Here is a 21914-nt window from a genome sequence, read left to right as displayed (position 1 = left end):
CAAACATTTGGATAAACATCCTTTCATCCGCTCGTTTAACACAAGAGCATCCTGCCCTCGAGATAAGTACCACTCCCTACCTGGTTGGTAAAGAGTGGTAAAAATGCTTAATTACTCTGCTGCTTCTGGTGCTGGAGCTTCTGCATCAGGCGTCGTGGCTTCTTTAATGCTCAGACGAATACGACCCTGACGATCCACTTCCATTACCTTAACTGGCACTTCTTGGCCCATTTGCAGGTAATCAGTCACTTTCTCTACACGCTTGTCAGCGATTTGAGAAATATGAACCAGACCTTCTTTACCGCCACCGATAGCAACAAACGCACCGAAATCAACGATACGAGTCACTTTACCCGCGTAAATACGACCCACTTCGATTTCAGCAGTAATTTCTTCGATACGGCGGATAGCATGCTTCGCTTTTTCGCCATCAGTTGCTGCAATCTTAATGGTGCCATCATCTTCGATTTCGATGGTCGTCCCTGTTTCTTCAGTCAGCGCACGAATCACAGAACCACCTTTACCGATCACATCTTTGATTTTGTCAGAGTTGATCTTCATGGTGTAGATACGTGGAGCAAACTCGGAGATATCACCACGCGGTGTGCTGATAGCCTGTTCCATAACGCCCAGAATGTGCAAACGTGCACCTTTGGCCTGGCTCAGCGCTTCTTGCATGATTTCACGGGTAATGCCTTCGATTTTGATGTCCATCTGTAACGCAGTAATACCTTCACGGCTACCGGCTACTTTAAAGTCCATATCACCCAGATGATCTTCATCACCCAAGATGTCGGACAAGACAACAAAGTTTTCTTCATCTTTAACCAGACCCATCGCGATACCCGCAACGGCTGCTTTAATTGGTACGCCGGCATCCATTAGAGCCAAAGAAGCGCCACAAACAGAAGCCATTGAGGAAGAACCGTTAGATTCCGTGATTTCTGAAACCACACGAATGGTATAAGGGAACTCGCTCGGGCTTGGCATAACTGCCAATACACCGCGTTTCGCCAGACGGCCATGGCCAATCTCACGACGCTTCGGTGAACCGACCATACCTGTTTCACCAACAGAGTAAGGAGGGAAGTTATAGTGTAGCAGGAATGAGTCAGTACGCTCACCCATCAGCTCATCAATATTTTGCGCGTCACGTGCCGTACCCAAAGTCGCGGTAACCAGCGCCTGAGTTTCACCACGAGTGAACAGTGCTGAACCATGGGTACGTGGCAATACGCCAGTACGAACGTCCAGACCACGGATCATGTCTTTTTCGCGACCATCAATACGTGGCTCGCCACGCAGAACGCGGCTACGAACCACGTCTTTCTCGACGCTACCCAAAATGTCCTGAATTTCAGAAGTATCCAGAGTTTCGTCTTGTGCCAACAGCGCTTCGATTACATTAGCTTTGATGGCATCAACCTGAGTGTAACGCTCTTGTTTCTCAGTGATGCGGTAGGCATCACCCAGACGTGCGCTTGCCAGTTCTTTAACGCGTGCATACAGCACTTCGTTAACTACTTCTGGCTGCCAATCCCACTTAGGCTTGCCTGCTTCGGCAACCAGTGCATTGATGTTTTCGATCACAACTTGTTGCTGTTCGTGGCCAAAGACAACAGCACCCAGCATTTGATCTTCGCTCAGAATGTCAGCTTCAGATTCAACCATTAATACTGCCGCAGCAGTACCAGCAACAACCAGATCCAGACGGCTTTCTTTCAGCTCATCGGTCGTTGGGTTCAGAACATATTGGTCATTGATGAAACCAACACGTGCAGCACCAATTGGGCCGTTGAATGGAATACCTGACAGGCTCAGAGCCGCAGAAGCACCGATCAGAGCAACGATGTCCGGGTTAACCTGTGGGTTAACGGAAACAACAGTCGCAATAACCTGAACTTCATTCAGGAAACCTTCTGGGAACAGAGGGCGAATCGGGCGGTCAATCAGACGAGAAGTCAGGGTTTCGCCTTCGCTCGGACGGCCTTCACGACGGAAGAAGCTACCCGGGATACGACCAGCAGCGTAGGTACGCTCCTGATAGTTAACGGTCAGAGGGAAGAAACTTTGGCCTGGCTTGGCTTTTTTCTGGCCAACAACAGTAACAAATACTGCAGTGTCATCCATGCTTACCATAACGGCAGCCGTTGCCTGGCGAGCCATCATACCGGTTTCAATGGTCACGGTGTGTTGGCCGTACTGGAACTTACGAATAATCGGAGTCAGCAAAATAGTATCCTTTAACTTGATCGGCGCTCGATCGTATTGACGATCTGATCCGCCTGTTACTTACCGACCTTCACACTACATCCTCGCGACTAATGACAATCCTTAACTCATCATTAAGCTAAAGTCTCTCATTAGCCGCGCGAAATGCTGTAACGGAAGATCCTATTTTAGACACAATAACAATACGTTAACTTTTTTTGTCATCGATTCTTAGAAGAAAGGGGCCAAAATAGGCCCCTTTCTACTTGAAACTCGCAGACTTAGCGACGCAGACCCAGACGCTCGATCAGGGCAGTATAACGCGCTACATCTTCACGCTTCAGGTAGTCCAGCAGCTTACGACGCGTGGATACCATACGCAGCAGACCACGACGGCTGTGGTGATCTTTTTTGTGCTCGGAGAAGTGACCCTGCAAATGGTTAATTTGTGCAGTTAACAGAGCAACCTGAACTTCGCTAGAACCGGTGTCGTTAGGACCACGACCGAAGTCAGCAACAATTTTAGCTTTCGCTTCAACACTTAGAGACATAATACAACTCCAAATAATAGATTAAATAAGACAGGCGCCGATCTCTAATTCAGCAACCCAATATGTAAGCCGCACTATTCTACCCTTTGATCAGCGGAATCGCAAGATAGGCCACGGTGGCTTACTCTGTGTATTCCACGACCAAACGTTTCGGTGCGACCCGGCCATCATCGGCAATAATACCAATGCCAATGAAATTGCGCTCTTCACCTTCCGTCATCCGCACCATACCTTCGGTTGGTGCACCTGCCACTTGAACTGGCTGGCCTTGCTTCACATAAGCGGCAACGATTGGCAACAAATTCACTTCCGGAAAATTCAACACTGCGCTATCCATTGGCAGCAGCAGTTTATCCAATTCCGGATTAGGTGACCGCTCTTCGGCCTGAGCCAATGCAACCATTGCGCTTAGCTGCTCCAGAGTTACCATCCGATCACTCGGATAAGTCGCCACCTGTAAGCGGCGCAGATAACTGACATGAGCACCACAACCTAGCAATTCGCCCAAATCATCAATGATAGTTCGAATATAGGTGCCCTTGGAACAATGGATTTCCAGCTCCAGCTCGGTGCCTTCCCAACGGAGAAATTGCAGCTCATAGACCGTGATATCACGGGCTTCGCGCTCAACTTCAATCCCCTGACGAGCATACTCGTATAACGGTTTGCCCTGATGTTTCAGCGCAGAGTACATGGAAGGGACTTGCTGGGTATCACCGCGGAAACTTTCCAGTGCGGCATCCAACTGTTCCTGCGTAAAATTGATATCTCGCTCACTGATCAACGCACCCTCTGCATCAGAGGTATCGGTTCGTTGGCCCAGGCGGGCAATTACGCGGTAGCGTTTATCAGAATCCAGCAGGAATTGGGAAAATTTGGTCGCTTCGCCCAGACAGATTGGCAGCATACCGGTTGCCAATGGATCCAATGCACCAGTATGACCGGCCCGGTTGGCACTGAAAAGACGCTTCACTTTCTGCAAAACGTCATTGGATGAAAGGCCTAACGGTTTGTCCAACAACAGGACGCCGTTAATATCACGGCCGCGACGACGTGGACGACCCATTACTTCTCCTCGTCACTGCCTGGAGTAGCCTGACGTTCTACATCATTCTTAATGACGTTGGTAACCAGGTTGGACATACGCATCCCTTCAATCAGGGAGTTGTCATAGGCGAATGTCAGTTCTGGCACAATGCGCAAACGCATGGCTTTACCCAACAAGGTACGGATAAAGCCAGAAGCATCTTGCAGGGCTTTAATGCCATTTTTCACCGTATCAGGATCGGCGTTGTCAGTTAATACATTCAAAAAGGTAACAAAAACCTTGGCATAGGCTAAATCACGGGAAAGTTCGATGCCAGATACGGTAGCCATACCGACACGAGGATCTTTAATTTCACGCTGTAGAATGATTGCGATCTCTTTTTGCATTTCTTGTGAAACGCGCTGAGAGCGGCTGAATTCTTTTGCCATTTGGATTCTCCAGACAAGTTGGGGGGCCAAGGCCCCCCAAATGGATATAAGCAGATCAGAGGTCGTTAATCGATGGTGCGTTTGATTTCAATGATTTCAAATACTTCGATCATATCGCCAGTACGTACATCGTTGTAGTTCTTAACGCCGATACCACATTCCATACCATTACGGACTTCGTTAACGTCATCTTTGAAGCGGCGCAGGGATTCCAGCTCGCCTTCGTAGATAACTACGTTGTCACGCAATACACGGATTGGGTTATTACGCTTAATCACACCCTCGGTAACCATACAACCAGCAACGGCGCCAAATTTCGGTGATTTGAATACATCACGTACTTCAGCCAGACCGATGATTTGTTGTTTGTATTCTGGTGCCAACATACCGCTCATTGCCTGTTTAACTTCGTCAATCAGGCTATAAATGACAGAGTAGTAACGCAGATCCAGACCTTCGGTTTCCACTACGCGACGAGCGGAAGCATCAGCACGAACATTGAAGCCCAGGATGATAGCACCAGAAGCGGCTGCCAGCGTTGCGTCAGTTTCGGTGATACCACCAACGCCTGAACCCACAATGCGCACTTTCACTTCATCGGTAGACAGTTTTTCCAGTGAATCACAGATTGCTTCACAAGAACCCTGTACGTCAGACTTAATCACGATGTTCAGTTCAGAAACTTCGCCTTCGGTCATGTTCGCGAACATGTTTTCCAGCTTGGATTTCTGCTGACGAGCCAGTTTAACTTCGCGGAATTTGCCCTGACGATACAGTGCAACTTCACGAGCTTTCTTCTCATCACGAACAACCGTCACTTCATCACCAGCAGCAGGAACGCTGGACAGACCCAGGATCTCAACCGGAATAGACGGACCAGCAGAAGTGATATCGCGACCTAACTCGTCACGCATTGCACGTACACGGCCATACTCGAAGCCACACAGTACAATATCGCCCTTATTCAGGGTGCCTTGTTGAACCAGCACGGTAGCCACTGGGCCACGGCCTTTATCCAAGAAGGACTCGATCACGACACCACTTGCCATACCGCTGCGAACCGCTTTCAGTTCAAGAACTTCAGCTTGTAGCAAGATGGCGTTCAACAGTTCGTCGATACCCGTACCGGCTTTCGCAGATACGCTGATGAACTGAGACTCGCCGCCCCACTCTTCCGGCTGGACGCCGTACTGAGATAGCTCGGTTTTAACGCGGTCTGGATCAGCTTCTGGCTTATCCATTTTGTTAACCGCAACCACAACTGGCACTTTCGCCGCTTTAGCATGCTGGATAGCTTCGATAGTCTGTGGCATCACGCCATCGTCTGCCGCAACAACCAGAACAACGATATCGGTAGCCTGAGCACCACGGGCACGCATTGAAGTAAACGCGGCGTGTCCTGGGGTATCCAGGAAGGTGATCATGCCGCTTTCAGTTTCAACGTGATAAGCACCGATGTGCTGAGTAATACCCCCTGCTTCGCCCGACGCCACTTTAGTGGAGCGGATGTAATCCAGCAGAGAGGTCTTACCGTGGTCAACGTGGCCCATGATGGTGACCACGGGAGCACGTGACTCGGCTGCCACACCGGTAGCGGTATCACGGTCGCTCATCAGCGCTTCTTCCAGCTCGTTTTCGCGACGCAGGATAACCTTGTGGCCCATCTCTTCAGCAACCAGCTGAGCTGTTTCCTGATCGATAACCTGGTTAATGGTTGCCATAGCACCCAGCTTCATCATTGCTTTGATGACCTGAGAGCCTTTAACCGCCATTTTGTTTGCCAGTTCGGCCACAGTCACAGTCTCACCAATGACTACGTCACGGTTAACCGCAACAACAGGCTTGTTGAAGCTCTGCTGCAAAGTACTTGGCTTACGTTTGCCTTTACGGCCAACGGCACGAGCTTCTTCGCGATCGGCTTTAGACTCGGAGAGTTTATTGCCTTTCTTCTGCTTGGTCGCTTTACCACCACGGGTACGACTACGGCGATCGCCTTCAACTTTCGCGTCGTTTTCATCTTCAGCGGCGCGTGCATGTTGAGACGTGGTTACATGGTAGTCAGCAGACTCAGTCTGTTCAGTCACAGGTTCTGGCCATTTGCCTTCGTTTTCAGCCGCCATTTTACGGGCCTCTTCAGCAACGCGTTTCGCGTCTTCTTCGACCTTACGGCGTGTTTCTTCTTCTACAGAGCGTTTCAGCTCGGCAGCTTCAGCTTCACGGCGTGCTTTATCAGTCTGAGCTGGCTTGGTTTTTTCGTCGGTTTGTTGATTCGTCACTTTTTCTTTTTCCGCTGCTTGGCGTTTAGCTTTTTCAGCGGCCTCACGTTTGGCTTGTTCTTCGGCCGCACGTTTAGCATTTTCTTCAGCGATTTTCTGCGCTGCGGCTGCTGCTTCACGTTGTGCCTGCTCTTCCGCTTCACGCTGTGCCTGCTCTTCCGCTTTCGCTTGTTCAGCTTCCGGCGTATTTACATAAGTGCGTTTCTTGCGGACCTCGATTTGCACCGATTTACTTTTTCCGCCGGTGCTCGGAATATTCAAGGTGCTACGCGTTTTGCGTTGCAACGTGAGTTTATTAGGCGCGCTACCGTGTTCACGGTTCAAGTGCGCCAACAATGTTTCTTTTTCTTGCTGGGTAACTGAGTCTACTTCAGATTTATTGATCCCTGCATCAGCAAACTGCTGTACCAGGCGATCAACCGGGGTCTGAATCTCTGCTGCCAGCGATTTAACGGTTACATCTGTCATGCTGTTCCTTCCTGCTACAGTTTATTACGCGTTATCGCCAAACCAACAGATATTACGTGCGGCCATAATCAGCTCGCCAGCTTGCTCATCGCTAAGCTCTTCAATATCTGCCAGATCGTCGATACCCTGCTCGGCAAGATCTTCCAGCGTACACACACCGCGCGCAGCCAATTTAAATGCCATGCTACGTTCCAGACCTTCCAGGTTCAGTAGGTCATCTGCGGGTTTCTGATCGCCAAGACTTTCTTCTTGTGCCAGGGCCAGCGTGGTCAATGCAGCTTTAGCGCGATCGCGCAGCGCTTCTACCATATCTTCATCAAGGCCATCGATTTCCAAAAGTTCTTTGATTGGCACATAAGCCAATTCTTCCAGGGAAGAGAAACCTTCTTCGACCAATACAGTGGCGAAATCTTCATCAATATCAAGATGTTTGGTGAATGTATCGATAGCCGCATGAGCTTCAGCCTGATGTTTCGCCTGAAGATCATCCGCCGTCATAACGTTCAGCTCCCAGCCACTAAGCTGTGAGGCCAAACGGACGTTTTGACCGTTACGACCAATCGCCTGAGCCAGATTGCTAGCTTCAACAGCAACATCCATCGTGTGTCGATCTTCATCAACAACGATTGAAGCAACGTCAGCGGGTGCCATGGCATTGATAACAAACTGAGCTGGATTATCATCCCACAATACAATATCGATACGCTCGCCACCAAGTTCGCTGGAAACAGCCTGAACTCGCGCACCACGCATGCCTACACAGGCACCTACTGGGTCAATACGTTTATCGTTGGTTTTAACCGCAATCTTAGCACGAGAACCCGGATCACGGGCTGCGGCTTTAATTTCGATCAACTCTTCACCAATTTCTGGCACTTCAATGCGGAACAGTTCAATCAGCATTTCAGAGCGTGAGCGGCTGACGAACAGCTGGGCACCGCGAGCTTCTGGACGCACATCGTACAGGACACCGCGAATACGGTCACCCGGACGGAAGTTTTCACGTGGCAACATATCTTCACGGCCAATCACCGCTTCAGCGTTGTTACCCAAGTCCAGAGCAATACTGTCACGGTTAACTTTCTTAACCGTACCAGTAACGATTTCGCCCAAATACTGACGGAATTGTTCAACCACCATAGCGCGTTCGGCTTCACGTACTTTCTGTACGATAACCTGCTTGGCCGTTTGTGTAGTGATGCGATCAAAGGTGACAGATTCAATCTGATCTTCAACATAATCGCCCAGTTGAGTGCTTGGATCTTCAAACTGAGCGGCCTCCAGCGTGATTTCACGCGTTGGCATAGTGACTTCATCGACAGCGACCCAACGACGGAATGTATCGAAATCACCCGTTTTACGATCGATGCTGACGCGAACTTCAATTTCTTGTTCGTATTTTTTCTTGGTCGCTGTCGCTAGAGCGGTTTCCAACGCTTCAAAAATCTTCTCGCGCGGAAGGGATTTCTCATTGGAAACTGCTTCTACAACAGCCAGAATCTCTTTGTTCATCCTAGTTGCCTCATCCAAACTTTAAAAGTGGGGTACCAGGTTCGCTTTCTGGATGTTGCTCAGCGCGAACACTTCATCTTTTCCATCCACAGTAACCGTGATCATTTCACCATCAACAGCTTTAATAATGCCCTGCCATTTCCGGCGATTTTGCATTGCCATACGCAACACCAAGATGACTGTTTCACCAAGGTAACGAGCATAGTGTTCAGCAGTGAACATAGGGCGATCAAGGCCCGGAGAGGAAACTTCCAAGTTGTAAGCGACTGTAATTGGATCTTCTACGTCCAATACAGCGCTGACCTGGTGGCTGACATCAGCACAAGCATCAACAGTGATCCCGTCTTCACTATCAATATAGATTCGTAGCGTCGATTGGCGCCCCCGGATGAACTCGATGCCGACTAATTCGTAGCCTAATGCTTCGACCGGTGCTGAAATAATCTCTGTTAACTTTTGTTCTAATGTGGACAAGCCCACCCCCAAGACATAAAAAAAGGGCTTAATAGCCCAGTGATTCTGCTGCCAAATAACAAAAAACCCCGAAATTCGGGGCTTTATGCAACTGGACCCTGTTTGCCGCTAAGCGGCTTCGGTACAACTTTCTGACAAGTATTTTTTTCAAATTGAAATCGAAAGTATTGAGGACCGCGAATACTACTATTTGAAAAAAAACACTTTAGGAAAGTGGTTGCGGGGGCCGGATTTGAACCGACGACCTTCGGGTTATGAGCCCGACGAGCTACCAGGCTGCTCCACCCCGCGTCCGAAAACGTGGCAAATACTACGTCGATAACGATAAAAAAGCAAGTTATCTATCTATTTGGTACCGAGGACGGGACTTGAACCCGTAAGCCCAATCGGGCACTACCACCTCAAGGTAGCGTGTCTACCAATTCCACCACCACGGCACTGATATCAATGACTTGCTTCACTGTCCAAGTGCAACAACCATTCTATAACTTTCTTTCTGTACTATCTTATGACGTTACAACAAGTTACTGCTTACTGCGGGATATCGCTGCTCGGTTTAGCTGGTGCTACCGGAGCTGTAGTCTGCACAGCTTTAGCTGGCTGACCCAGGTTTTCCCACTCGCTGCCTTGACGGCCCTGGTTGGTGCTCATATTACCCAAAATCAAACTGATGACGAAGAACAACGTCGCCAATACAGCCGTCATACGGGTCATGAAGTTACCGGAACCATTCGAACCGAACAGAGTTGCAGAAGCACCTGCTCCGAATGAGGCTCCCATATCCGCGCCTTTACCTTGCTGTAGCATGATCAGAGCCACAAGCCCAATCGAAATCAGCAAGAAAATTACCAGAAGAGCTTCGTACATAGTTGTACCTGTATCCTTGCGGGTCACCGCATGCAAAGTGCTTTTCACCCATCAAGCGGGAATTCATTCACCCACTTAAGCGGGTGTGAATACTAACCAAAGAGGTTAATACACGCAAGAGCAATTTCATTAACTCGGCTCATTTGCAGAAAAAACAGCCAGGTTATTAAACTTAAGCGTGATTTTGCGGGGAAAGGAAATATATTCCCCGCATAGAGTCATTAACCCGCCGCTTTTACCGCATCAGCAATACGATGAGCAAAAGACTTGATCCGCTCTTCTTCATCGTCACCTTCAACCATTACGCGGATCAATGGTTCTGTACCCGATTTACGCAGCAGAACACGACCACGCCCCGCCAACTCAGCTTCAACCTGCTGGGTGACAGCTAACACGGCATCAGATTCCAACGGATTATGATTACCAGAGAAGCGAACGTTGACTAAAATCTGAGGCAATAATTTCATCCCACTACACAAATCATGCAGGCTCATGTCATTACGCACCATCGCTGTTAGCACTTGCAAACCTGCAACAATGCCGTCACCGGTAGTGGTTTTATCCAACAGAATAACGTGACCTGAGTTTTCGGCACCAATACGCCAACCATTTTCCTGCATTTTTTCCAGTACGTAGCGGTCACCCACTTTCGCACGGGCAAAAGGAATGCCTAGCTGTTTCAATGCTAGTTCCAGCCCCATATTGCTCATCAGCGTACCAACAGCACCGCCTTTTAACTGCCCCTGACGCAAGCCTTCGCGAGCGATGATGTAAAGAATCTGATCGCCATCAACTTTATTACCCAGATGATCAACCATCATGAGACGATCGCCATCGCCATCAAATGCCAGGCCGACATGTGCTTTTTCAGCCAATACACGCTCTTGCAGCATGCGTACATCCGTAGCACCGCATTCTTCGTTGATGTTCATCCCATTAGGTTCACAACCAATGGAGATCACTGTCGCGCCTAATTCGCGCAGGACGCTTGGGGCGATGTGATACGTTGCCCCGTTGGCGCAATCCACCACAATTTTCAACCCATTGAGGTTTAATTCGTTCGGGAAAGTACCTTTACAAAACTCAATATAGCGGCCAGCTGCATCAACAATACGGCTCGCTTTACCCAATTCGGAGGATTCGACGCAGGTCAGTGGCTTTTCCATTTCAGCTTCAATGGCTTCTTCCACTTCATCGGGTAGTTTAGCCCCATCAATATCAAAGAACTTGATGCCGTTATCATAAAAAGGGTTATGAGAGGCTGAGATTACAATGCCCGCTTCGGCACGGAAAGCGCGAGTCAGGTAAGCCACCGCAGGCGTTGGCATCGGGCCGGTAAATGATGCAGACAAACCCGCTGCTGCCAAACCGGCTTCCAGAGCAGACTCCAGCATGTAACCGGAAATTCGCGTATCTTTGCCAATGATGATTTTGCGGGAGCCATGACGAGCCAAGACTTTCCCAGCAGCCCAACCGAGTTTTAATACAAACTCAGGCGTAATCGGGTTGTCACCTACTTTTCCGCGAATGCCATCTGTACCAAAGTATTTACGGTCACTCATAATTATCTCTATTCCTTCGCTGAAAGTGTTGCCTCGACGATACGCATCGCCTCGACGGTTTCTTTGACATCATGCACTCTGATAATCTGCGCCCCTTGCATTGCTGCAATGACAGCGCAGGCAACGCTGCCAATAACACGTTGCTGAGGCGGTATATTAAGCAGTTGACCAATCATCGATTTTCTCGACATCCCGACCAATAACGGCCGACCAAAATGGTGGAATTCTGCCAATCGTGCCAATAGCTGGTAATTATGCGCTAAATTCTTGCCAAAACCGAATCCCGGATCGAGTAACAATTTACTTTTTGCGATACCTGCCGCACCGCACCGCTCAATGTTATCGGCAAAAAATCGGTTCACATCCGCCAGTAAATCATCGTAATGAGGCGACTGTTGCATACTCTGTGGCTGCCCTTGCATATGCATTAGACAAACCGGTAAACCGGTTGCCGCAGCCGCATCCAGAGCACCAGGTTCTTGCAGCGAACGAATGTCATTAATCAGATGAGCGCCTGCATTGGCAGACTCGGTCATCACTGAGGCTTTTGAGGTATCAACCGAGATAAAAATCTCAAAGCGCTTGGCCAAAGCCTCTACCACCGGAATAACCCGATCCAATTCTTCCTGTTCGCTAACTTCAGCAGCACCCGCCCGAGTGGATTCTCCACCGACATCAATTAACGTAGCACCAGCAGTAATCATGGCCTGAGCATGATGAAGGGCATTTTCAAGATTATTGTGGCGACCACCATCGGAAAACGAATCCGGAGTCACGTTCAAAATCCCCATAACCTGAGGATGGGAGAGATCAAGAGTCAAATCTCTGACAGTGAGATGCATTGTTATTTACCTCAAAAGTGGCTGTGCGCTTCAATTCATACTGGCGACAAAAAGAAAAACCCCGAGCAAGCCCGGGGTTAGATTCATCACAACGCATTTATATCCTTCGTCTTACAAGTCACTGCTATTCTGGCCGTAACTCTAAGTCTATTGGGTATAGATGCCAACAATCAGGTTATTTATCACCTAACTGTTCTGACAGCGGATTACCCGGCGTTGGTGTGCCTGGCTCATCAGCAGACGTTGGTGCCTGAGGTGTGTTGTCGCTATCTGACGTTTTTTTCTTCGCCGCATCGTCCCAACCTGCTGGCGGGCGAACTTCTTTGCGATTCATCAGATCATCAATTTGTGGTGCATCAATAGTTTCATATTTCATCAATGCATCTTTCATGGAATGCAGAACATCCATGTTTTCCAACAACAACTTACGGGCACGAGCATAGTTACGCTCGACCAGTAATTTAACTTCCTGATCGATAATACGCGCTGTTTCATCGGACATATGCTTGGCTTTAGCTACCGAGCGTCCCAAGAAGACTTCACCTTCTTCTTCAGCATAAAGAAGTGGGCCTAGTTTTTCCGAGAAGCCCCATTGCGTGACCATGTTGCGCGCAATGGAAGTCGCGACCTTGATATCATTTGAAGCGCCGGTAGAGACTTTCTCTGGGCCGTAAATGATTTCCTCAGCGAGGCGACCGCCGTACAACGTAGAAATCTGACTTTCCAGTTTCTGACGGCTCGCACTGATGGCATCACCTTCAGGTAAGAAGAAAGTCACACCCAGCGCACGACCACGAGGAATAATGGTCACTTTGTGTACCGGATCGTGTTCCGGTACCAAGCGGCCGATAATCGCATGGCCAGCTTCGTGGTATGCCGTAGATTCTTTCTGTGCTTCTGTCATCACCATGGAGCGACGTTCTGCACCCATCATGATTTTATCTTTGGCTTTCTCAAACTCGACCATTGAAACAACGCGCTTGTTACCACGAGCGGCAAATAACGCAGCTTCGTTGACCAGGTTAGCCAAATCCGCACCAGAGAAACCTGGCGTACCGCGGGCAATGACCGACGCATCGATATCGATATCCAATGGCACGCGGCGCATATGGACTTTCAGAATCTGCTCACGGCCACGGACATCCGGCAGGCCAACGACAACCTGACGGTCAAAACGACCCGGACGCAGTAACGCGGGATCCAGAACATCCGGACGGTTAGTTGCCGCAATAACGATAATGCCTTCATTGCCTTCAAAGCCATCCATCTCAACCAGCATTTGGTTCAGAGTTTGCTCACGCTCATCGTGACCACCGCCCAAACCCGCGCCACGTTGGCGGCCTACCGCATCTATTTCATCGATAAAGATGATACATGGTGCCGCTTTTTTGGCTTGTTCGAACATGTCACGGACACGGGATGCACCCACACCAACGAACATTTCTACGAAGTCAGAACCGGAAATGGTAAAGAATGGCACTTTGGCTTCCCCTGCAATGGCTTTAGCCAGCAAGGTCTTACCGGTCCCTGGAGGACCCACCATCAATACACCTTTCGGAATTTTACCGCCCAATTTCTGGAAACGACTTGGCTCACGCAGATACTCAACCAGTTCGCTTACCTCTTCTTTAGCTTCGTCGCAACCAGCAACATCGGCAAAAGAGGTTTTAATCTGATCTTCAGTCAACATACGAGCCTTGCTCTTGCCAAAGGACATCGCCCCTTTGCCGCCGCCGCCTTGCATTTGACGCATAAAGAAGATCCAGACCCCAATCAGCAACAGCATCGGGAACCAGGAGATAAAGATAGAAGTCAACAAGCTCGGTTCTTCCGGTGGCTCACCAACAACTTTCACATTTTTAGTCAGAAGATTATCAAGCAGCTTCGGGTCATTAACCGGAATAAAGGTCGTGTATTTGCTGTTATCTTTCTTACTAACATTAATTTCACGCCCGTTAATGCGCGCTTCACGAACCTGATCTTGGGATACGTCAGAGATGAAAGTAGAGTAATCCACTCTACGACCATTCGATTCGCTGGGACCAAAGCTCTGGAATACAGACATCAGTACGACTGCAATAACTAACCAGAGAATTAGGTTTTTCGCCATGTCACTCAAGGGATTAACCTCATATTACAACTGTGTTAACAAACAGCGTTAGGGTACTACAGTTTCCGCCCTGTCGCTACAATGTACACTTCACGCGATCGTGCGCGAGAAGCGTCTGGCTTACGAATCTTAACTTTCGTAAACAGGGAGCGAATTTCCCGTAGGTATTCATCAAAGCCATCTCCCTGGAACACTTTCACCAGGAAACTTCCGCCTGGTGCTAATACATCACGACACATATCCAGCGCTAATTCAACCAGATACATCGATTTAGGAATATCGACTGCCGGAGTACCACTCATATTCGGGGCCATGTCTGACATAACCACCTGAACTTTTTTCTCACCGACTCGCTCGAGTAGCGCTTTCAGAACCAGTTCATCACGAAAGTCGCCTTGAAGGAAGTCGACTCCAACGATAGGATCCATCGGTAAAAGATCACAAGCAATGATTCGACCTTTGCCACCGATTTGAGTCACAACATACTGAGACCAGCCACCTGGCGCAGCGCCCAGATCAACAACGGTCATACCCGGTTTAAAAAGTTTATCGCCTTGTTGTATTTCATCAAGTTTAAACCAGGCGCGCGAACGTAACCCTTTTTTCTGCGCCTGAATCACATATTTATCGCTAAAGTGTTCTTGTAACCAGCGACTGGAGCTAGCTGAACGCTTTTTATTGGCCATCTCTTTTTCCAACTATCCTAATTAAGAGCCCGCGCATCTATTGCTTAGCTCGCGTAGACTCCCTAACCGGTGAAAGACCGATTTGGTGATACACATGAGATGGCGGTAGAATGAACCGTTTTCAATCCCAACTTAAGCAAAAAAGACGATGAATCTGAATAACAAACAAAAACAGCACCTGAAAAGCTTGGCCCATCCGTTAAAACCAGTCGTCATGCTGGGTAATAACGGCTTGACCGAAGGGGTGCTGGCTGAGATCGAACAAACACTTGAACATCATGAGCTTATCAAGGTAAAGATCACTGCTGAAGAGCGTGAAACCAAAGCCTTGATCGCTGATGCCATCGTGCGTGAAACCGGTGCAGCTAACGTGCAAATCATCGGTAATATTTTGGTGCTCTACCGCCCGGCGAAAGAGCGCAAGATTATTTTACCGCGTTAATGACGCTCGTTTTAAAGAAAAGGTGCCATGCACTTTGTTCCGATAAAAGGCCGCTTGCGGCCTTTTTTCTTTTCTTTACAAAAATATGTGCATATTTTGTTCAAAGCAGGTCGTATTACAAATATTCGACCTTCAGAATTTCAAATTCTACATCACCACCCGGTGTACGAATAACCACCACATCATCGACTTCTTTACCGATAAGACCGCGCGCAATGGGTGAGTTCACTGAAATGAGATTTTGTTTGAAATCAGCTTCGTCATCACCAACAATGCGGTAAGTCTGCTGTTCTTCAGTGTCCAGATTTAATACCGTCACTGTAGAAGCGAAAATAACTCGGCCATTATTCGGCATCTTAGTGATATCAATCACCTGTGCATTCGAAAGTTTAGCTTCGATTTCCTGAATACGCCCTTCACAGAACCCTTGTTGCTCGCGGGCTGCATGGTATTCGGCATTCTCTTTCAAATCACCGTGTTCGCGCGCATCAGCAATGTCGGCGATGATTTTTGGGCGGCGCACACCCTTCAAGTAATCCAGTTCTTCGCGCAATTGGTCCGCGCCACGTATCGTCATCGGAATCTGTTTCATCTATTAAATACCTCTAAATCTATCCTGTTCAAATAATCGTCATCCTGACGTTTTCGAATGAAAATACGGCTAGCCTACAATCCTACCCGCCTCCAGGCGATTAACAAAAAAAACCACTCTCGGAGCAAAAACCCCGAGCTTGGATCAATTTTGCATTTTGATAAACATTTTAACGTAGAGTTCCTTTAGGGTCATCGTTTACTTTCGCCCTCGTTGCACCGTAGTATGGCTGTACGTTACCCAGCAGTTATACCGAAATTATGCATTTTTCACGAATTGTCAGTAAATTGGCCTGCGTTTTTGCGATCAGTATCAGCGTATTTAATGCCCATGCGGCGCAGGTGGAAGATTACACTCAATATCTACCCGATGGAGCAAATCTCGCTTTAGTGGTACAAAAGATCGGCGCAACCAGTCCAGCGATAGACTATCACGCCCAGCAAATGGCGCTGCCTGCCAGTACACAAAAAGTGCTCACAGCGCTGGCCGCGCTTTTACAACTTGGTCCTGACTTCCGTTTTGTTACCACCCTGGAAAGCCATGCTCCGATTACTGACGGTGTACTGCGCGGTAATTTAGTGGCTCGTTTTGGTGGCGATCCAACGCTCACCCGCCAACAACTGCGTAATATGGTAGCAAACCTGAAAAAATCCGGTCTACGTCAGGTTACCGGGGACTTGATTATTGATACGTCGGTATTTGCCAGCCATGATAAAGCACCGGGTTGGCCGTGGAATGATATGACTCAGTGCTTCAGTGCTCCTCCTGCTGCGGCTATTGTGGATCGCAACTGCTTCTCGGTATCGCTGTACAGTGCACCTAATCCTGGAGATATGGCATTTATCCGTGTCGCCTCTTATTATCCAGTACACATGTTTAGCGAAGTCCGCACCTTGGCGAAAGGTTCCCCAGATGCACAATATTGCGAGCTGGACGTGGTACCCGGTGAACTCAACCGTTTTACCCTCACAGGCTGCCTGACCCAACGTAGCGAGCCTTTGCCGCTAGCTTTTGCCGTGCAGAATGGTGCCAGCTACGCCGGAGCCATTCTCAAAGACGAGCTGAAGAAAGCCGATATTCAGATTGAGGGGAACCTGCGACGCCAAACGACCCCAAGTGCAGCGGGCAGCGTGTTGGCACAGGCACAATCGGCACCATTGCATGACCTGTTAAAAATCATGCTGAAAAAATCCGACAATATGATCGCCGATACCGTTTTTCGCACTATCGGTCATCAACGTTTTGGCGTTCCGGGCACTTGGCGTGCCGGAGCCGATGCAGTGAGGCAAGTTTTACGCCAAAAGGCCGGTGTTGATCTCGGTAACAGCATCGTGGTGGATGGCTCCGGTTTATCGCGCCATAATTTGATTGCACCGGCCACCATGATGCAGGCGCTGCAATATATTGCTCAACACGATCAGGAACTCAACTTTATCTCCATGTTACCGCTATCGGGTTATGACGGTACTCTACGCTATCGCGGCGGCTTACATGAAGCGGGTGTCGATGGCAAAGTGTCGGCTAAAACCGGTGCTCTGCAAGGCGTTTACAATCTGGCCGGTTTTATCACCACGGCCAGTGGTCAGCGTATGGCTTTCGTGCAGTTCCTGTCTGGCTATGCCGTACCACCGGAAGACCAGAAGAATCGCCGTGCACCGCTGGTGCGTTTTGAAAGTCGCCTCTATAAAGATATTTATCAAAATAACTGAGAATCATGAAATTACTGATTGTTGAAGATGATGATTTACTGCAAAAAGGGGTCGCTTTGGCACTGACTCGTGAAGGCTATGCCTGCGATTGTGCTGGAACCGCAGCAGAGGCAAATAGTCTGATAATCACCAGTCAGTACAGCATGGTTATTCTTGATCTCGGCTTGCCTGATCAAGATGGAGCGACGCTGCTACGCCAGTGGCGTCGCCAGAGTATCAGCCTGCCAGTGCTGATACTGACCGCCCGCGACGCGCTGGAAGACCGGGTAGATGGCTTGGATGCTGGAGCTGATGACTATTTGATTAAACCTTTCGCACTGGCCGAATTGTTGGCTCGTGTGCGAGCGCTAATTCGCCGTTATCAGGGTCAGAGCGATAATTTCCTCCAGCAGGATGATTTAAGCCTCAATCTCTCAACCCAGCAGGTTTATCTGCGACAACAGCCTTTGGAAATCACCCCGAAAGAATTCGCCATCCTGTCGCGCCTGATTATGCGCGCTGGCCATACAGTCAATCGCGAACTGCTCCAGCAGGACCTTTATACTTGGCAGGATGATCTTGGCTCCAATACACTCGAGGTGCATGTTCATAATCTGCGCCGAAAACTGGGTAAAGAGCGTATTCGCACAGTGCGAGGGATTGGCTATCGGCTGGAGTCTTTATCATGATCAGTATGCGTCGCCGCTTGATCCTGATGCTGGCATTAATTCTGTTGATCACTCAACTTATCAGTGCGTTATGGCTATGGCATGAAAGCCAGGAGCAAATTAAATTTCTACTGGACGAAACGCTCACCGCTAAAGTCAGAAACGAGAAAGTTGATACCGAAATCGCCGAGGCCATCGCCTCTCTGCTCGCCCCTTCTTTGGTGATGATGGGTATTACGCTGTTGGCCTCATTTTGGGCAATCAGCTGGATTATTCGGCCATTAGATCAATTGCAGCAAAAACTGTCAGAACGTTCAGCGGATAATCTGACTCCCCTTGAGATCAATAGTGATATGCAGGAGATCGTGGCCGTTACTGGCACGCTAAACCAGCTATTTTCACGGCTATCCAACACCATTCAGCAAGAAAGACGCTTCACAGCAGACGCGGCACATGAATTGCGTACGCCGTTGGCTGGTATTCGTCTTCATTTAGAACTGATGGAGAAAAACGGCGTTGAGGAAAGTCAGGTACTAATCAACCGCCTTGATTCACTGATGCATACGATTGAACAGTTGCTGATGTTGTCTCGCGCTGGGCAAAACTTTGCCAGCGGACAATATCAGAACCTGGATTGGATAAGTGACGTAGTGCTCCCTCTACAGGGAGAATTAACCGAGTTGACAGATCAACGTAAGCAGCATCTTCAATGGATTCTACCCGAACATACACAAGTTCAGGGGGAGTCTGCGTTAATTCGCTTAATGCTACGTAATCTTGTCGAGAACGCCCATAGATACAGTCCTGTTGGCAGTACCATTACTGTTCAACTCACCACTGAAGAAAACGGTGTGCTGTTGCAGGTGTTAGATGAAGGGCCGGGAATCAAAGAGCACCAAATCAGTGAGTTAACCCAGGCATTTCGCCGCATGGATCAGCGTTATGGTGGCAGTGGGCTTGGCTTAAATATCGTGTTGCGAATTATTCAACTGCATCAAGGTAAATTATCACTGGTGAATCGTGGCGATCGTCAGGGGCTGCATGCTCAATGCTGGTTGCCGAATCGGCAATAAGCATAAAAAAATAACAAAAAAAGCTGCCATAGGCAGCCTTTTTGGGGTTAATGACAAAGTGCTCGCTGCGGTGAAAACCGGCAGATCGTCAAGACGCCGTGAATACGTCCTTGTCGGCTCGTTCCGCGCCATCCCTGGCGCGGACGCTTGACTCTTCTACCGGTCTTCCCCAACAGAGATCGCAGGATCGAGGTTTTTCAGCTTATAACCCATTGAGATTAACGCTCGTAAATGAATTCGACGCCATCGTCATCTTCTTCATTCCAATCATCATCCCATTCGTCTTTCGCTTCTTCTTCCACTTCAGCCAGTTGTTCACGATGGTAATCGTCCCACATGAACTCAACTTTCTCTGGCGCAGTTTCTGCTATCGCCATCGCTTTTGGTTGGGTATTGAGGAAGTTCATGACGTCCCAGCACAGCGCATTAACGCCTTCGCGGTTAGCGGCTGAAATCATGTAGTACTTACCTTCCCAACCCAGAGCATCTACAACGGCCTTGGCGCGTTCTTCAGCTTCAGCCTGGTCTATCAGGTCAACCTTATTGAATACCAGCCAGCGAGGCTTCTCAGCCAGGTTTGCGCTATATTGCTGTAGCTCATTGATAATGACTTTAGCATTTTCAATCGGATTAGATTCATCAACCGGCGCGATGTCGATCAGATGCAATAACACTCGGCAACGTTCCAAATGTTTCAGGAAGCGAATCCCCAGACCTGCGCCTTCGGAAGCCCCTTCGATCAAACCAGGAATATCTGCAACTACAAAGCTTTGCTCATAATCCATACGTACCACGCCCAGACTTGGGATCAGAGTGGTAAACGGATAATCGGCAACCTTAGGTTTAGCAGCAGAAACAGCGCGGATAAAGGTCGATTTACCCGCGTTTGGCAAGCCTAACATACCCACGTCAGCCAGCAGCAACAGCTCTAACATCAGCTCACGAGTTTCACCTTCCGTTCCCATCGTTTTCTGGCGCGGTGCGCGGTTAACCGAGGACTTGAAACGAGCGTTACCCAAGCCGTGGAATCCGCCTTTAGCTACCATCAGGCGCTGCTGATGACGCGTCATATCACCAATAACTTCGCCGGTATCCTGATCCAGTACGCGCGTACCGACAGGAACCTTAATGGTGATATCTTTGCCGCGTTTACCGGTACAATCACGGCTCTGACCATTCTGACCGCGTTCGGCGCGGAAAGATTTTACAAAGCGGTAATCGATTAGAGTATTCAGGTTTTCGTCGGCCAGCAGATAGATATCGCCACCATCGCCACCGTCGCCGCCATCCGGGCCACCATTAGGAATATATTTTTCACGACGGAAGCTTACACAACCGTTACCACCGTCGCCGGCCACAACCAAAATCGCAGCTTCATCTACAAACTTCATTTCTCTCTCCGTAAATCATTCACCGAGCTGCTTCAACGGAGCAACCCGATTTGTTTCTGTCCGCCGTGGCCACCATCGATGACCAATCGCGGAAAACATTGCACCTGCCACCACCACAAACGCCCCGACATATCCCACAGCATTAAGGGGAGGTGCGGCAAACATATCTGGCCATGCCAGTGCTAATAAATTTGAAAAAAACAGGGTAAATAATGGGGTAAGCGTGATTAACGCGCTTACCTGTGCCGCCTGCCAACGCGCCATGGCCTCAGCCAGCGCGCCATATCCCACCAAAGTGTTAACACCACAGAACAGCAGGCACGCCAATTGCCATCCACTCAGTTGAAAAATAACGCCGGGTTTAGCCAGTGGAAACAGAGCGAGTGCACATAAAGTGTACAACAAGACGAGAATCTGTTGCGATGCCATACGTCTTAATAGCACTTTCTGAGATACACCGTAGCTCACCCAGATCATAGCGGCACAAACACCTAATGCTACGCCAAGGGTGTAATCCGTTAGTCTGGTAAAAATTTCCAGCAGGCTGGTGTTAAAAAAGAGTAGCAAACCACAAATCAGCATCATCGCACCGATAACCTGAGTAATTCGCATGCGCTCTTTTAAAATCAGCACACTGGCAAGCATCATCCCAACCGGTGATAACTGCCCAATAACCTGAGATGCTGTCGGACTAAGATATTGTAACGATGAACTGAAAAAGAGAAAATTCCCCAGCAAACCGCAAGTGGCAACGACTAACAGTAATAACCATTTAGGTTGACGGAACAGAGTAAGAGAAGGCAGTTGCCGCCTTGACGCCAGAATAAACCCCAGCCCCAAAGACGCGAGAGTAAAGCGGTACCAGACGATGGTAAAAGGATCCATCACTTCAAGTACTTGCTTCATCGCTATTGGCAAAACCCCCCAGAATACGGCAGTCGTTAACGCCAGAAGAATGCCCAAACCAGCCTGCTGTTTCGTATTCATTACTTCGCTCAGGTGAGGTCAACCCAGAAATGTAAAAA

Annotated in this window: 19 protein-coding genes and 2 tRNA genes; 4 read left to right on the top strand and 17 right to left on the bottom strand. The window is 48.9% G+C overall.

The window, feature by feature from the left end:
* Positions 1-111: 111 nt before the first annotated feature.
* The 14 genes from pnp to rlmE all read right to left on the bottom strand — a co-directional run bounded on the left by pnp (position 112) and on the right by rlmE (position 15035).
* Positions 112-2232: a polyribonucleotide nucleotidyltransferase gene (gene pnp / locus DJ39_RS05135; protein WP_004720403.1), complete on the bottom strand. Its 2121-nt coding sequence runs from the start codon at positions 2230-2232 to the stop codon at positions 112-114.
* Between the two features lie 260 nt (positions 2233-2492).
* Complete coding sequence (gene rpsO / locus DJ39_RS05130; protein WP_004720402.1) at positions 2493-2762, bottom strand: 30S ribosomal protein S15; 270 nt, start codon at positions 2760-2762, stop codon at positions 2493-2495.
* A 121-nt stretch (positions 2763-2883) separates the two neighbouring features.
* Entirely contained in the window at positions 2884-3828 is a 945-nt protein-coding gene (truB, locus tag DJ39_RS05125) for a tRNA pseudouridine(55) synthase TruB (RefSeq protein WP_004720400.1), read from the bottom strand.
* Positions 3828-4238, bottom strand: coding sequence for a 30S ribosome-binding factor RbfA (gene rbfA, locus DJ39_RS05120; RefSeq protein ID WP_038241790.1), 411 nt, complete (start codon positions 4236-4238; stop codon positions 3828-3830). The genes truB and rbfA overlap by 1 nt, the downstream gene beginning before the upstream one ends.
* A 65-nt stretch (positions 4239-4303) precedes the next feature.
* On the bottom strand, positions 4304-6982 hold the full coding sequence (infB, locus tag DJ39_RS05115; protein ID WP_004720397.1) for a translation initiation factor IF-2: 2679 nt from the start codon (positions 6980-6982) through the stop codon (positions 4304-4306).
* 24 nt (positions 6983-7006) lie between these two features.
* On the bottom strand, positions 7007-8494 hold the full coding sequence (nusA, locus tag DJ39_RS05110; protein ID WP_004720396.1) for a transcription termination factor NusA: 1488 nt from the start codon (positions 8492-8494) through the stop codon (positions 7007-7009).
* A gap of 21 nt (positions 8495-8515) precedes the next feature.
* The gene (gene rimP, locus DJ39_RS05105) at positions 8516-8968 is read right to left on the bottom strand and encodes a ribosome maturation factor RimP (protein ID WP_038241792.1); all 453 of its coding nucleotides are present in this window, start codon (positions 8966-8968) and stop codon (positions 8516-8518) included.
* 214 nt (positions 8969-9182) lie between these two features.
* A tRNA-Met gene (locus DJ39_RS05100) sits at positions 9183-9259 on the bottom strand.
* Positions 9260-9318: 59 nt separating this feature from the next.
* A tRNA-Leu gene (locus DJ39_RS05095) sits at positions 9319-9405 on the bottom strand.
* Between the two features lie 94 nt (positions 9406-9499).
* Positions 9500-9835: a preprotein translocase subunit SecG gene (gene secG / locus DJ39_RS05090; RefSeq protein WP_038241794.1), complete on the bottom strand. Its 336-nt coding sequence runs from the start codon at positions 9833-9835 to the stop codon at positions 9500-9502.
* 221 nt (positions 9836-10056) lie between these two features.
* Positions 10057-11397 carry a phosphoglucosamine mutase gene (glmM, locus tag DJ39_RS05085; protein ID WP_004720389.1) on the bottom strand — a complete coding sequence of 447 codons (1341 nt, stop codon included), beginning with the start codon at positions 11395-11397 and terminating at the stop codon, positions 10057-10059.
* A gap of 8 nt (positions 11398-11405) precedes the next feature.
* A complete protein-coding gene (gene folP / locus DJ39_RS05080) occupies positions 11406-12239 on the bottom strand; it encodes a dihydropteroate synthase (RefSeq protein ID WP_004720387.1) in 834 nt (277 codons plus the stop codon).
* Positions 12240-12414: 175 nt separating this feature from the next.
* Positions 12415-14349, bottom strand: coding sequence for an ATP-dependent zinc metalloprotease FtsH (gene ftsH, locus DJ39_RS05075; RefSeq protein WP_004720385.1), 1935 nt, complete (start codon positions 14347-14349; stop codon positions 12415-12417).
* A 56-nt stretch (positions 14350-14405) separates the two neighbouring features.
* Complete coding sequence (gene rlmE / locus DJ39_RS05070; RefSeq protein ID WP_038241799.1) at positions 14406-15035, bottom strand: 23S rRNA (uridine(2552)-2'-O)-methyltransferase RlmE; 630 nt, start codon at positions 15033-15035, stop codon at positions 14406-14408.
* Between the two features lie 148 nt (positions 15036-15183).
* On the opposite strand from rlmE, the gene yhbY reads away from it, so the two are divergent.
* Positions 15184-15477 (top strand): ribosome assembly RNA-binding protein YhbY, encoded by a 294-nt coding sequence (gene yhbY, locus DJ39_RS05065; protein ID WP_004720382.1) that lies wholly within the window; start codon positions 15184-15186, stop codon positions 15475-15477.
* Positions 15478-15592: 115 nt separating this feature from the next.
* Here yhbY and greA read toward each other — a convergent pair whose 3' ends face one another.
* A complete protein-coding gene (gene greA, locus DJ39_RS05060; RefSeq protein WP_004720379.1) occupies positions 15593-16069 on the bottom strand; it encodes a transcription elongation factor GreA in 477 nt (158 codons plus the stop codon).
* A 260-nt stretch (positions 16070-16329) separates the two neighbouring features.
* On the opposite strand from greA, the gene dacB reads away from it, so the two are divergent.
* The 3 genes from dacB to pmrB are packed head-to-tail and all read left to right on the top strand — an operon-like array spanning position 16330 to position 19498.
* On the top strand, positions 16330-17778 hold the full coding sequence (gene dacB / locus DJ39_RS05055) for a serine-type D-Ala-D-Ala carboxypeptidase (RefSeq protein ID WP_004720377.1): 1449 nt from the start codon (positions 16330-16332) through the stop codon (positions 17776-17778).
* 5 nt (positions 17779-17783) lie between these two features.
* Complete coding sequence (gene pmrA / locus DJ39_RS05050) at positions 17784-18446, top strand: two-component system response regulator PmrA (RefSeq protein WP_004720375.1); 663 nt, start codon at positions 17784-17786, stop codon at positions 18444-18446.
* Positions 18443-19498, top strand: coding sequence for a two-component system sensor histidine kinase PmrB (gene pmrB, locus DJ39_RS05045; protein ID WP_038251201.1), 1056 nt, complete (start codon positions 18443-18445; stop codon positions 19496-19498). The genes pmrA and pmrB overlap by 4 nt, the downstream gene beginning before the upstream one ends.
* 218 nt (positions 19499-19716) lie before the next feature.
* Here pmrB and cgtA read toward each other — a convergent pair whose 3' ends face one another.
* Together cgtA and DJ39_RS05035 are read right to left on the bottom strand one after the other, a co-directional pair.
* Positions 19717-20889: an Obg family GTPase CgtA gene (gene cgtA, locus DJ39_RS05040; protein ID WP_004722994.1), complete on the bottom strand. Its 1173-nt coding sequence runs from the start codon at positions 20887-20889 to the stop codon at positions 19717-19719.
* A gap of 15 nt (positions 20890-20904) precedes the next feature.
* The gene (locus tag DJ39_RS05035; RefSeq protein ID WP_004722996.1) at positions 20905-21876 is read right to left on the bottom strand and encodes a DMT family transporter; all 972 of its coding nucleotides are present in this window, start codon (positions 21874-21876) and stop codon (positions 20905-20907) included.
* Between the last annotated feature and the right edge of the window lie 38 nt (positions 21877-21914).

The sequence above is a fragment of the Yersinia ruckeri ATCC 29473 genome (assembly GCF_000754815.1).
Lineage (GTDB): Bacteria > Pseudomonadota > Gammaproteobacteria > Enterobacterales > Enterobacteriaceae > Yersinia > Yersinia ruckeri.
The sequence above is the reverse complement of the archived record's forward strand: the minus strand, read 5'-3'. Positions and strand labels throughout refer to the sequence as shown.

Coding starts and splice junctions, on each gene's coding strand:
- rpsO (WP_004720402.1), bottom strand. CDS start 2,762: ATGTCTCTAAGTGTTGAAGCGAAAGCTAAAATTGTTGCTGACTTCGGT.
- truB (WP_004720400.1), bottom strand. CDS start 3,828: ATGGGTCGTCCACGTCGTCGCGGCCGTGATATTAACGGCGTCCTGTTG.
- rbfA (WP_038241790.1), bottom strand. CDS start 4,238: ATGGCAAAAGAATTCAGCCGCTCTCAGCGCGTTTCACAAGAAATGCAA.
- infB (WP_004720397.1), bottom strand. CDS start 6,982: ATGACAGATGTAACCGTTAAATCGCTGGCAGCAGAGATTCAGACCCCG.
- nusA (WP_004720396.1), bottom strand. CDS start 8,494: ATGAACAAAGAGATTCTGGCTGTTGTAGAAGCAGTTTCCAATGAGAAA.
- secG (WP_038241794.1), bottom strand. CDS start 9,835: ATGTACGAAGCTCTTCTGGTAATTTTCTTGCTGATTTCGATTGGGCTT.
- glmM (WP_004720389.1), bottom strand. CDS start 11,397: ATGAGTGACCGTAAATACTTTGGTACAGATGGCATTCGCGGAAAAGTA.
- folP (WP_004720387.1), bottom strand. CDS start 12,239: ATGCATCTCACTGTCAGAGATTTGACTCTTGATCTCTCCCATCCTCAG.
- ftsH (WP_004720385.1), bottom strand. CDS start 14,349: ATGGCGAAAAACCTAATTCTCTGGTTAGTTATTGCAGTCGTACTGATG.
- rlmE (WP_038241799.1), bottom strand. CDS start 15,035: ATGGCCAATAAAAAGCGTTCAGCTAGCTCCAGTCGCTGGTTACAAGAA.
- yhbY (WP_004720382.1), top strand. CDS start 15,184: ATGAATCTGAATAACAAACAAAAACAGCACCTGAAAAGCTTGGCCCAT.
- greA (WP_004720379.1), bottom strand. CDS start 16,069: ATGAAACAGATTCCGATGACGATACGTGGCGCGGACCAATTGCGCGAA.
- dacB (WP_004720377.1), top strand. CDS start 16,330: ATGCATTTTTCACGAATTGTCAGTAAATTGGCCTGCGTTTTTGCGATC.
- pmrA (WP_004720375.1), top strand. CDS start 17,784: ATGAAATTACTGATTGTTGAAGATGATGATTTACTGCAAAAAGGGGTC.
- pmrB (WP_038251201.1), top strand. CDS start 18,443: ATGATCAGTATGCGTCGCCGCTTGATCCTGATGCTGGCATTAATTCTG.
- cgtA (WP_004722994.1), bottom strand. CDS start 20,889: ATGAAGTTTGTAGATGAAGCTGCGATTTTGGTTGTGGCCGGCGACGGT.
- DJ39_RS05035 (WP_004722996.1), bottom strand. CDS start 21,876: ATGAATACGAAACAGCAGGCTGGTTTGGGCATTCTTCTGGCGTTAACG.